General features: G+C 63.2%; 11 protein-coding genes. 8 read left to right on the forward strand and 3 right to left on the reverse strand.

Going from position 1 to position 12218, the window contains the following annotated elements:
* Position 1 precedes the first annotated feature (1 nt).
* A complete protein-coding gene (locus SJ05684_RS18720; RefSeq protein WP_034857236.1) occupies positions 2–916 on the reverse strand; it encodes a sugar phosphate isomerase/epimerase family protein in 915 nt (304 codons plus the stop codon).
* A gap of 180 nt (positions 917–1096) precedes the next feature.
* Here SJ05684_RS18720 and SJ05684_RS18725 point away from each other — a divergent pair, with 180 nt between their 5' ends.
* Positions 1097–2098 (forward strand): LacI family DNA-binding transcriptional regulator, encoded by a 1002-nt coding sequence (locus SJ05684_RS18725; protein ID WP_034857237.1) that lies wholly within the window; start codon positions 1097–1099, stop codon positions 2096–2098.
* Positions 2099–2116: 18 nt separating this feature from the next.
* On the opposite strand, the gene SJ05684_RS18730 is transcribed toward SJ05684_RS18725, so the two are convergent.
* Both SJ05684_RS18730 and SJ05684_RS18735 read right to left on the reverse strand, forming a co-directional pair.
* Positions 2117–2521 (reverse strand): DoxX family protein, encoded by a 405-nt coding sequence (locus SJ05684_RS18730; RefSeq protein ID WP_095694311.1) that lies wholly within the window; start codon positions 2519–2521, stop codon positions 2117–2119.
* Between the two features lie 151 nt (positions 2522–2672).
* Positions 2673–4436 (reverse strand): adenylate/guanylate cyclase domain-containing protein, encoded by a 1764-nt coding sequence (locus SJ05684_RS18735; RefSeq protein ID WP_034857240.1) that lies wholly within the window; start codon positions 4434–4436, stop codon positions 2673–2675.
* 477 nt (positions 4437–4913) lie between these two features.
* On the opposite strand from SJ05684_RS18735, the gene SJ05684_RS18740 reads away from it, so the two are divergent.
* The 7 genes from SJ05684_RS18740 (at position 4914) to SJ05684_RS18770 (ending at position 12210) form a co-directional block, all read left to right on the forward strand.
* Positions 4914–7739, forward strand: coding sequence for a DNA translocase FtsK (locus SJ05684_RS18740; RefSeq protein WP_034857241.1), 2826 nt, complete (start codon positions 4914–4916; stop codon positions 7737–7739).
* 164 nt (positions 7740–7903) lie between these two features.
* Positions 7904–8653, forward strand: coding sequence for a GntR family transcriptional regulator (locus tag SJ05684_RS18745; protein ID WP_034857242.1), 750 nt, complete (start codon positions 7904–7906; stop codon positions 8651–8653).
* Positions 8654–8657: 4 nt separating this feature from the next.
* Complete coding sequence (locus SJ05684_RS18750) at positions 8658–9443, forward strand: transporter substrate-binding domain-containing protein (RefSeq protein ID WP_034857243.1); 786 nt, start codon at positions 8658–8660, stop codon at positions 9441–9443.
* Between the two features lie 69 nt (positions 9444–9512).
* Positions 9513–10184, forward strand: a complete 672-nt coding sequence (locus tag SJ05684_RS18755; RefSeq protein ID WP_034857244.1) for an amino acid ABC transporter permease — start codon at positions 9513–9515, stop codon at positions 10182–10184.
* Positions 10181–10840, forward strand: a complete 660-nt coding sequence (locus SJ05684_RS18760; RefSeq protein ID WP_034857245.1) for an amino acid ABC transporter permease — start codon at positions 10181–10183, stop codon at positions 10838–10840. Before SJ05684_RS18755 ends, SJ05684_RS18760 begins: the two co-directional genes overlap by 4 nt.
* On the forward strand, positions 10818–11543 hold the full coding sequence (locus SJ05684_RS18765) for an amino acid ABC transporter ATP-binding protein (RefSeq protein WP_034857246.1): 726 nt from the start codon (positions 10818–10820) through the stop codon (positions 11541–11543). Before SJ05684_RS18760 ends, SJ05684_RS18765 begins: the two co-directional genes overlap by 23 nt.
* Before the next feature lie 382 nt (positions 11544–11925).
* Entirely contained in the window at positions 11926–12210 is a 285-nt protein-coding gene (locus SJ05684_RS18770; RefSeq protein WP_034857265.1) for an acylphosphatase, read from the forward strand.
* The last annotated feature ends 8 nt before the right edge of the window (positions 12211–12218 follow it).

Here is a 12218-nt window from a genome sequence, read left to right on the forward strand (position 1 = left end):
CTTACGCGATTGTACCCGGCCAGTATTTGTCCACGTATTTCTGGATCTCCGACCGCATGAAGCGGCCGGACTCGTCCGCGCGCTCCTCCCAGCCGAATACGCAGGCCGTGACGATGCCGTCGAAGCCGACCTCGGCGAGCGAGGCGAAGAAAACGTCCCAGTTGATCTCGCCCTGGTACATGTCCATGTGCTGGTGGATCGTCACCTTCGCGCCCGGTGGGTTGATGATGTAGCGCAGACCCGACGAGGCCTTGTGGTTATAGGTATCGGCCACGTGGACATGGGCGATCAACGACCCGGCCTCGCGGATCATATTCGCCATGTCGTCGCCGAAATAGAAGGTATGCGGCGCACAATAGAGGAACTTGACATTCTTCGAGCCGATCGTTTTCAGCATGTCGATCGCCGGATGCAGCGTTTCGCACCAGTCTTCCGGATGCGGCTCCATGTTGAGCGTCACGCCTTCCTTCTCGAAGACCGGCACCAGCTCCTCCATCGAGCGCCACCACGCCGCCTCGCTGTGCTCGTGGCTGTGCATGCCGCCGCAGCAATTGGAACGGTGGCTGCGGTCCGGCGAGGGGCCCCGGCCGAATTCGGAATTCATGGTGTCGCAGCCCATCTCGACGGCCGCCTGGATCGCCTCCTTCCAGTAGCGCACTGCCGCCTGGCGCTCGTCCTCATGCGGGCTCGCCCAGCGATACATCGGCAGGATCGAGGCGAGCTGGACACCGTGGTCCCTGAGCGCCGACTTGAATTCGGCGATCCGCTCCTTGTGCGCACGCGGGCGCACCCACCAGGGAAGAAAATCGTCGCGCGGCGAAAGCTCGATATGGTCGTAACCGAGTTCCGCGGCCTTCCGGCACAGGTCGCGCAGGCCGAGGTGGCGGTGCATATAGGGGTCGAGTGCGATCTTCATGGCTGCTCCTCCGTCTGGGGGGGCGCCTTAAGCGAGAAGGCGCCCAAGTCATCTTCTGAGTTTTCGCTGCCGGAGAGGTTAGCTCCGGCCGCTTCCCGGCCCTAAATCTACTTTGATCAAATCTGATCATTGACGAAGGACTCACTCGTTGGTCGAGTTTGCGCTCACGGAGGGATCGCCATGGCGAGGATCACACTGAAGGATGTGGCGCGGGAGGCCGGCGTCGGTACCGCGACCGTCGAACGCGTCGTCAACGGCCGCGGTGGGGTTCGGCCGGAAACGGTCGAGAAGGTCTTTCGCGCCGCGCGCAAGCTCGACTATCGCCACAGCCTGCCGGAAGCGCATAGAGGGATGATCCGGATCGAGGTCATCCTGGTCCGCCCCGAGACAAGCTTCTACTCGCGCATGAACCACGCCTTCGAGCGGATCGCGGCGCTATTGGACAAGACCATCGTCATTCACCGCACCTTCGCCCGCGAGAGCGATCCGAGGGAGTTCGCCCACTACATTGCCCATCCGGCGGTGCGCCGCTCGGCGCTGATCGTCGTGGCGCCGGATCATCCGGACGTGGTGAGAAGCCTGAGGACTGTCGCCGGCGAGGGCACGCCGGTCGTACAGATCATGACGAGGCCCGCTCCTGAACTCCCCTATGTCGGCATCGACCATTATGCCGCGGGACGCACGGCTGCCTTCTACATGTCGCGGATGCTTGTAGGGCGGCGGGGCACTTTCGTTGCGCTCTGCCACAGCGGCGCCTATGAAAACCACAAGGAGCGCATCCGCGGCTTCTCCGCCTATCTCGCCGAACGCGAAGGCGATCGCCTCTTCAGCCAGGTGATGTTCGACTATGACGATGACATCAATTCGATGGAACTCCTGCGCGAGGCGCTGCACGCGGATCCAGACATCATCGGCCTCTACACCGCCGGCGGCGACAACCGCTCCGTCGCCGCAGTCCTGAAGGAGCACGCGGCGCGAAACGTCTTCTGGGTCGGCCATGAGCTCTCCGATCGGTCGCGCAAAGCGCTCAACGAGGGCGTCATGTCGATCGTGCTCGACCAGGCGCCGGAGATCCAGGCACGGCGGTCGATTGACCTGACCTTGCGCTCGCTCGATCTGATCGACGTCGAGGTCAGCCCGGAACCGGTGCGGTTCCTGACGGTGACGGCGGAGAATGCGTGAGAGCGGCAGCCGTACCGCTCAGGCGCGGCCGGTTCGCGCATCAAGGATGAGGGCACCTGCTCCGAACGCCATCACCTGAAGGAAGCCGCCCGTGATCGCGATGTTTTTCATGAAATGGATCGTCTGATTCTGGTCCGCAAAGTCCATGTGAAAACCGAGGGCCGATGCCAAGGTGAAGATTGCCAGGACAAGCGCCGCCAGCCTGGACCTATAGCCGAGGACGAGAAGGATACTGCCGCCGAGCTCCGCAAGCACGGCAACGAGATAGACCGCCCAGGGTAGCGGCAGATTGGCCGCGCTTATGTAACCGACCGTACCGGAGGGATCGGCCAGCTTTTCCACGCCGGAAGTGACGAAGATGACGGCAAGCAGCAGTCGGCCCAGCAGTGCGAGGGAACTCTGAAGTGCAAGAGTGTTTCCCATGTCGGTTGCCCCTTCTGAACGAGTGTCGCGCCTCCATGCGGCCCCATGGGGCCCTAAACCGCGTTGCGATCAAACGTATACGAGCGACGCTTCAGGTCCTTGTTTTCATGCATTTCGCCCAAAACCGCTGCTCACTCTGGGGCGATAAGCATTAGATGGAGACACCGGCCCGCCGGAGGCCGTCCGTTAGCCGATCGAGGAGGTCGGGATCCCGGTAGGGTACGGCACGCTTGAGGTGGTCGATGGAAAAGTTCGGGTTAACCTCCAGCACCTCACGCCAGTAGCGTTGCGCTTCTTCGTGATGCCCGATACGACCGTAGAGGCACGCGAGATAAAAGCGCGTCATGTCCGATCGGGGTGCGAGCGCCAGCCGGCGCTTGAAGGCGATCTCAGCCTCGTCAAAGCGTCCGAGACTCAGTAGAGCCCTGCCGAGGAAATGCAGCGACAGGTCGAATTGCGGGTCAAGCCGATTGGCCCGTGTGTACAGCGCCAGAGCGTCTTCGTGTCGACCCTGGAACTCCCTGATACCGCCGAGGGCGGTATGGGCACTGGCCGAATTGGGATCGAGTTCCATTGCGCGCTCGGCAGCGCGCTCCGCCTCATCCAGACGTCGCATCCAGGAAAGGGCAAGCGAGAGCGCGTGTGGGCCTTGCGGCTCGGTTTCGTCCGTTTCTATTGCCTTTTGGGCCAGTTCGAACGCCTGCGTGAGATTGTCAGGCGTCGCGCCGTTCCACTGATTGATGAAGTCGGTCAAGGCGACGATCGAGAGTGCAGCATAGGCAGCCGCCAGGCCGGGATCGATGGTGATGGCGCGCTTCAGCATGCTGCGCGCGTCCATGGACGATTGCGCGTTGAACTGCAGGATGGACCGGCGGGAGCGCACGAGCAGGTCGTAGGCTTCCGGATCGACCTTGCCGCGGCTCTCGCGCCGCTCCTCTTCGCTAGGGGTCAATTTTACCCGCAGCGCATCGACGATCGTACGGGTGACTTCGTCCTGAACCGCAAATATGTCTTCAAGTCCGCGATCGTAGCGTTCAGCCCACAGATGGCCGCCGGTCGTGCCATCGATCATCTGCGCGTTGATGCGGATTCGGTCGGCGGCCCGGCGCACGCTGCCTTCCAGAACGTAGCGGACGCCCAGTTCCCGGCTCACCTTGCGGATGTCCGGAGACTTGCCCTTGTAGGCGAAAGAGGAGTTCCGGGCGATCACGAAGAGGCCGGAGACCTTCGAGAGATCCGTGATGATGTCCTCGGTGATGCCATCGGCGAAATAGCCCTGCTCCGGATCCCCGGACATGTTTTCAAACGGCAGGACGGCTATCGACGGCTTCTGCGGCAGCTGCGGCGTATTTTCGGCGTCGGCCTTTACGGGTTCTATCGCGCGACCTTCCGGCGACCACGTCCAGAGGTGCACCGGGCGTTCGATGTTCTTGACTTCATGATATCCGCCGTCGACGAAATCGAGGCCGACGCGACTATGCACGTATTCGTGAATTCCGTCCGAAATCGCCACGCCGCCGGGAACGGCAAGCGCCTCTATGCGGGCAGCCACGTTGACTCCGTCGCCATAAAGGTCGGTGTCGTGGACCATGATATCGCCCAGATTGACGCCGACGCGTAGCACAATGGCCGGGCCCCCCGGTGCTGCCCGGTTCGCGTATGCCATGGCCTGCTGGAGTGCTGCGGCACATTCGACCGCATTGACGGCGCTGCCGAACTCAACGAGCACACCGTCTCCGGTCCTTTTGAACACGCGACCCTGATGGGCGGCAACGAGCGGCTCCAGCACCTCTCTCCACCGCTCCATGAGCAGCGTATGGGTGCCCTTTTCGTCCCGCTCCATGAGCCGGCTGTAGCCGACCACGTCCGCCGCCAGAATGGCAGCAAGCCGGCGTCTGATGGATTCGTTAGACATGTGCGATGGCACCTTCCTAAGTAGACATTCGCGGATGGCCCCGCGAATGTCTGCTTAGTTTGCTTGCTTTGCCGCAGGTTCAGCTTAGCGCCGTGAGATTTTACCGGCGACCTGCTTCGATGTCTATTCAGATGAGCCGGTCCGTCGACGGTGCTCCTCCACTCCGCGCTGGCGGGCGTGCATTCCTCCAGACGTGGCGGCGTGCAGCAGATGCCTTTCAAAGGCGGACAGCTTCCTCTGGGGCGCGCAATTTTTTCCCGCCTTGAAACAGAAATTGATGAACCGTCCCCAGGCCGCGAAACGGCATGGCGCAAGGCCCGCAAAATCCGGCTGCGCCGCCTCGGTGGTTGCCGCGGGAGGGGGCTTTCGGGCCGCTCCGCGCCCCATCCGGCGATGTCCCCGGAAGGAACTTGTTAACCTTCATTTCCTATTCGCTAGGGACAGCCCCTTCGATGATGAATTTCGAGTTTTCAGGCCATGCGTATACCCCGGACAAACTTCTCGACGGCAGCTTTGCATGAGGCGGATCAGGCGGACGAATTCGAGCATCCGCGTCTGGAGACGCCGGCTCATGTGCACGCCCAAGCGCCAGCGGCCACCGCTCACGATCATCTGTTCGAGGCACCGGAAGCGCCGCGTCGGGCGGGCCGAGAGGCCGACGATGCGGGCAATGCAAATCGTGCGGCACGGCTTTACGGCCACGGCTCGGCCTATGCGCCGGCGCAGGTGACGGCGCTGACGCGCGATCCGCTGCCGACGCTTGCCGACATTACTGGCCAATCCGAGGGGCCGAGTTGGGAAAGCCATTTCTTCCTGTCGCCGAATGTCCGTTTCACCCGCACGCCGGAGCGCGAATTCATGAAGCGCCGGGCGCCCGCGGTGGAGGAAGGTGAGGCCGAGGAGAGCGCGGCCGTCGAAAGCCGGGCCGAGGACCAGGCAATGCCGCTCGCGGCCAATGACGTCCCGGACGTGCCGGTGGCGGAACCGGTGCTGCTCGAAGCTGTGCCGCACATGGCGCCCGAAGGAGATGCGCCGGCCCACAGCCCGTCGGAGCTGTTGCGCGTGCTGATGCGCCAGCTGCCGCACTGGTCGTCCATGCAGTCTGCGGATGCCCCGGCTGCCGGACCGCAGACGCCCGCCATGCCCGAGTCCCTTCCCGCGGAAGTGGTGCCAAACGTCGCCACGGACGAGGGGCCGCAATCCGCGCAGGCTCAAACGGCGGCCGAGACCGCCGTCGACGAGACCGATCGCGGTTTCGCCGCGACCTCGGAGGCGCAGCCCGAACTCGCGCACCTCTCCGATCATGCTTTCTTCGAGTTTATACCGCTGGAGCTGCCCGCGGCCGGCAACTCCCGGATTTCCGCCGCCCCGGAGGTGGAGACGGTCGAGGCACCGAAGCAGAGCCGTGCCCCGGAGCAGACGCAAGTCTCAGCGCCGGCCGTGATCCCTGTCCAAGCTCCGGCGGTGCCGCAGCCGGCGGAAGCCCCGGAGGTGCCGGCCGCGATCGCATCGCTCTTCCGCGTCGTAGAATGCCGGCGTCCCGCGACGGTCGATCACGTGGAGAAGGCGGAAGCGGCCGATGTCGTGCCGTCCCCGGCGGCGCAGAAAGCGACACCGGCGCAGCCCGATGAAATGCCGGTCACAGACGAAGAGACGCAACCTGTTGCAACCAAGGCCGCGGTGACCATGCCGGCCGTCGTCGAGCGTGCCGCCTCGCCGCTCCAGCCGGTGGTTCAAAGCACTCGGCTCCCGGGCGCCGATTCTTACGAATTTCCGTCCGCGGAATTGCTGCAGGAGCCGCCGCAGGGCCAGGGCTTCTTCATGACCCAGGAGCAGCTCGAGCAGAACGCCGGGCTTCTCGAAAGCGTGCTCGAGGACTTCGGCGTCAAGGGCGAGATCATCCATGTTCGCCCCGGCCCGGTGGTGACGCTCTATGAATTCGAGCCGGCTCCGGGAGTCAAATCCTCGCGCGTCATCAACCTCGCCGACGACATCGCCCGCTCCATGTCGGCGCTGTCGGCGCGCGTCGCGGTCGTGCCCGGGCGCAACGTCATCGGCATCGAACTACCGAATGCGACGCGCGAAACCGTCTATTTCCGCGAGCTGATCGAATCGGTCGATTTCCGCAAGACCGGCTGCAAGCTGGCGCTCTGCCTCGGCAAGACGATCGGCGGCGAACCGGTGATCGCCGAACTTGCCAAGATGCCGCATCTGCTGGTTGCCGGCACCACCGGTTCGGGCAAGTCGGTGGCGATCAACACCATGATCCTGTCGCTGCTCTACCGGCTGAAGCCGGAGGAATGCCGGCTGATCATGGTCGATCCGAAGATGCTCGAACTTTCCGTCTATGACGGCATTCCGCACCTTTTGACCCCGGTCGTCACCGATCCGAAGAAGGCGGTAATGGCGCTCAAATGGGCGGTGCGCGAGATGGAGGATCGCTATCGCAAGATGTCGCGCCTCGGCGTGCGCAATATCGACGGCTACAATCAGCGTGCCGCGGCCGCCCGCGAGAAGGGTGAGCCGATCATGACCACGGTCCAGACCGGTTTCGAGAAGGGGACCGGCGAGCCGCTCTTCGAGCAGCAGGAGATGGATCTTGCGCCGATGCCCTATATCGTCGTGATCGTCGACGAGATGGCCGACCTGATGATGGTCGCGGGCAAGGAGATCGAAGGTGCCATCCAGCGCCTCGCCCAAATGGCGCGCGCTGCCGGCATCCACCTGATCATGGCGACGCAGCGTCCTTCGGTCGACGTCATCACCGGCACGATCAAGGCGAACTTCCCGACCCGCATCTCCTTCCAGGTGACGTCGAAGATCGACAGCCGCACCATTCTCGGCGAGCAGGGGGCCGAACAGCTCTTAGGCCAGGGCGACATGCTGCACATGGCCGGCGGAGGCCGCATAGCCCGCGTCCACGGCCCCTTCGTTTCCGATCGGGAAGTCGAGCATGTGGTCGCACATCTGAAGACGCAGGGGCGGCCGGAATATCTGGAAACGGTCACCGCGGACGAGGATGAGCAGGAGCCGGAGGAAGACCAGGGAGCGGTTTTCGACAAGAGCGCGATCGCCGCGGAAGACGGCAATGAATTGTACGAGCAGGCGGTGAAGGTGGTGTTGCGCGACAAGAAGTGCTCGACTTCCTACATCCAGCGCCGTCTCGGCATCGGATACAACCGCGCCGCCTCGCTCGTCGAACGCATGGAGAAGGATGGCCTCGTCGGCCCAGCGAACCATGTCGGAAAGCGCGAGATCATCTACGGCAACCGCGACCACGCGAGCGGCGACGACGCGGATTGAGCTGCCGGCCCGCTTTGGGGTGATCTAAGTGTCGCGGCCACTAGGAAGCTGCCTAAAAAATGCGCAAATGGCAATTCTGTAGGCGGGGATCCCGCTGACAGAGTTCAAATCCTTCACAAAAATCGGTCGACAATCTTGGCACGCGGCTTGCTTACCCATCTTGTATGCAAGATTTGTCGCCACAACAGAATAGCCAGACAAGCATAGACGAGGCCGTCGTTTCAGGCATCCTCTCCGCGCGCATTCGTCCCGGCACGCGGCTGAGCGAAAACGAGGTGGCGAGCCTCTTCAATGTTTCCCGCACGCGGGTGCGCGAGGCGATGATGCGGCTCGAGCAGCGCGGCATCGTCAAGGTCAGCCCGCGACGCGGCTGGTTCGTGGTGGAGCCGTCCGCCGAGGAGGCGATCGGCGTCTATGCGGCGCGCCGGGTGATCGAGGGGGGTCTGCTCGCCAGCATGGACCGCCTTACCGAGAGCGGTCGCGATAGGCTTCATGCTCATCTTACCGAGGAAAAGGCGGCCATCGCTGCCGGCGATCGCCAGCGCCTCACCTGCCTCATGGGCGATTTTCATATCCGCATCGCCGAGCTCTCCGGCAACCCGATTCTCGTCGAAATCCTGCGCGACCTCACGGCGCGCACGATCCTGATCTCGCTCATCTACCAATCCGATTTCCACGCTATGCAATCGCATCTCGGCCATTGCCGCATCGTCGCGGCGATGGAGGAGGGCGACTTCCAGAAGGCGGCGGCGCTTGCCGTCGAGCATCTGGACGAGGTGGAGACGGGGCTCGACCTGACGCGGCGCCCCGACCCGCTCGCTGATCTGAGGCGCTCGCTTTCGCTGCCGCCGCAGGTGCCCACATCTTCGAATGCACCCCCCAAACCAAACGATGAAACCAACAGAGGAGAATGACCCCATGCTTTCCAGAAGACTTTTCGTCGCTGTGGCGGCGATCGCCACCACGATCGGCTTCGGTTCCGTCGCCAAGGCCGATGCGCTCGGCGACATCGAGGCGCGCGGCACTTTGCGCGTCGCCGTACCGCAGGACTTCCCACCCTTCGGCAGCGTCGGCCCGGACATGGCGCCGGTCGGTTATGACATCGACATGGCGAACCTGATCGCCGAGAAGATGGGCGTGAAGGTCGAGCTCGTGCCGGTCACCAGCGCCAATCGCATTCCATACCTGCAGACCAACAAGGTCGACCTCGTCATCTCGAGCCTTGGCAAGAACCCCGACCGCGAAAAGGTGATCGATTTCTCGACGGCCTATGCGCCCTTCTATAACGGCGTCTTCGCGCCGGCCGAACTTGCCGTGACAAAGGCCGAGGAACTCGCCGGAAAGACCGTCGGCGTTACCCGCGGTGCGGTGGAGGACCTGGAATTGACGAAGGTTGCGCCCGCCGATACCGTCATCAAGCGTTACGAAGACAATAACGGCACGATCTCGGCCTTCCTCTCGGGACAGGTCGAGGCGGTCGCCACCGGCAATGTCGTCGCCGCGGCGATCCTTGCCAAGAACCCGCCGAAGCGGCCGGAACTCAAGTTTCTGATCAAGAACTCGCCCTGCTATATCGGCCTTTCCAAGGAACAGCCGGCGCTGCTCGAGAAGGTCAATGGCATCATCACCGCCGCCAAGGCGGATGGCAGCCTGAACGCAATCGCGCAAAAGTGGCTCGGCACGGACCTGCCCGCCGATCTCTAAATCGTCGACATCGACGCCATCCGGCCAAGACCGGATGGCGCTCATACTTACGCCAACAGGAGTGCGCCTTTGAATTACCAATTCGAATTCGGCTGGCTCTTCGAATACTACCCGCAGATCGTGAAGGGCATTGCGATCACGATCGAGCTGATTGCCGTCGGCGCGGTGGCCGGGATCCTGCTCGGCATCGTCTGTGCCTGGGTGCGGGCGCTCGGGCCGGCCTGGCTGAAGCCCTTTGTCGCGGGTTATGTCGAGCTGATCCGCAATACGCCCTTCCTGATCCAGCTCTTCTTCATCTTCTTCGGCCTGCCTTCGCTCGGGCTGCAGCTCAGCGAGCTCAAGGCGGCCAATCTCGCCATGGTCGTCAATCTCGGGGCGTATAGCTCAGAGATCATCCGAGCCGGAATCCAGGCAACGCCGCGGGGCCAGTTCGAAGCGGGTGCGAGCCTCGCCATGAGCCCTTTCGAGACGTTTCGCCACGTGGTTCTCGTACCGTCGCTTGAGCGTATCTGGCCAGCGCTCTCCTCGCAGGTGGTCATCGTCATGCTCGGTTCCGCCGTCGTCTCGCAGATCGCCGCCGAGGACCTGACCTTTGCCGCCAACTTCATCCAGTCGCGCACCTTCCGCGCCTTCGAGGCCTATATCGTCTCGACCGCCGTGTACCTCGTCTTGGCAATCCTGCTCCGCCAGGCGCTGTCGATGGTCGGCTGGGCCATTTTTCCAAGGAGGGCGGCGCGATGATCGAATTCACCGTCTGGGACATCCTGCGCAACCTGTTGCTCGCCACCCGCTGGACGATCGTCTTGTCGCTCGTCTCCTTCGTCGGCGGCGGCATGGTCGGTCTCGTCCTGCTTTTCTCACGCATCAGCCGGCGGAAATGGTCCCGGGCCTTGGCCAAATCCTATATCGAGCTCTTCCAGGGCACGCCGCTCCTGATGCAGCTCTTCATCGCCTTTTTCGGCCTCGGGCTCTTCGGCATCGACGTGCCGGCCTGGCTGGCGGCGGGACTGGCGCTCATCCTCTGGTCGGCCGCCTTCTTGGGCGAGATCTGGCGCGGCTGCGTCGAGGCGGTCGCCAAGGGGCAATGGGAGGCGTCCGCGAGCCTTGGCATGGGCCGGCTGCAGCAGATGCGCTACGTCATCCTGCCGCAGGCGTTGCGCATCGCCGTGCCGCCGACCGTCGGTTTTTCCGTGCAGGTGATCAAGGGGACGGCGCTAACCTCGATCATAGGCTTCGTCGAACTGTCCAAGGCCGGCACCGTCGTCACCAATGCCACTTTCCAGCCTTTCACCGTCTACGGCCTCGTCGCGCTCATCTATTTCGCGCTCTGCTGGCCTCTTTCCAAGAGCAGCCAGATCCTCGAAAGGAAGCTCAATGTCGCTCATCGAAATCACTGACGTCCGCAAGAGCTTTGGGCCGAACGAGGTCCTGAAAGGCATCAATTTCGATGTCGAACCGGGCGAGGTGATCGCCATCATCGGCAAGAGCGGCTCCGGCAAGTCGACGCTCTTACGCTGCATCAACGGGCTGGAGACGATCAGTAAGGGTTCGATCTCGGTCGCGGGCGCGCAGCTGATCAACGACGAGGTGCACCTGAAGGCGCTGAGATTGAAGGTCGGCATGATCTTTCAGCAGTTCAACCTCTTCCCGCACCTGACGGTCGGTGGCAATGTCATGCTGTCGCAAATGGTCGTCAGGAAAACGCCGAAGGCGGAGGCGGAAGTGATGGCGCGCAAGATGCTTGAGCGAGTCGGCCTCAGCGAAAAATTCGATGCCTATCCGGACGAACTCTCCGGCGGCCAGCAGCAGCGCGTGGCGATAGCGCGGGCGCTTGCGATGCAGCCGATCGCGCTGCTCTGCGACGAGATCACTTCGGCGCTCGATCCGGAACTGGTTGCCGAAGTGCTCGCGGTCGTGCGCGAGCTCGCCGCCGAGGGCATGACGCTACTCATGGTGACGCATGAGATGAAGTTCGCCCGCGACGTCTGCTCGCGGGTCGTCTTCATGCATGAGGGCCGCGTGCACGAGATCGGCCCGCCGGACGAGGTCTTCGCCAATCCTCAGACGCCGGAACTGAAGCAGTTTCTCGGCATGCATTGAGGAGGGGCCGCCGGGCCACTCCAGGGAAGCCTGCGGCAGCGGGATTGAAACGTCCATTCCATGAGATGGTAAAAAAGAAAGCCCGGCGTGGGAGGAGGATCGCCGGGCTTCCGATTTCCGATCGGCAACTGGGAGGAGGAGGGTTGCCGATCACACGATAGAGCTTGGGAGGAGGAGTGCTTTATCGTTAAGTCATACAATAATGTTGCGACGCAGCAATTGCAAGCCCCTCGATGAAATATTCATTCCGCGCTGGCAAAATGTCGCAGGATTGGTTGCTGGACGAGAGGCGGCCAGAGAAGGTTTCTGCCTTCACGTGCCGCCGCTTGCTTTCGGTGCCGCCTGCGCCAGATTCGAAACAACAGGTTATCAGGAGGCGGCCATGGAGGAGGATCGCAGGGCGGCTTTGGTCCGGATCACCGGGCGGGTGCAGGGCGTTTGCTTTCGGGCCTGGACGCGCGACGAGGCGCAGAGGCTCGGCCTCACCGGCTGGGTGCGCAACGAAAGGGACGGATCCGTCACGGCCCTGATCGCCGGGCCGGAGACCGCCGTCGACACGATGCTACACCGGTTCTGGGAAGGACCGCCGGGGGCATCCGTCTCCACCGTCGCGAGCGAAGATGCGCCCTCGATCCACGCGCCGGCGGGATTCCAGATCACCCGTTAGCCTGAGGC

This window comes from Sinorhizobium sojae CCBAU 05684 (assembly GCF_002288525.1).
Lineage (GTDB): Bacteria > Pseudomonadota > Alphaproteobacteria > Rhizobiales > Rhizobiaceae > Sinorhizobium > Sinorhizobium sojae.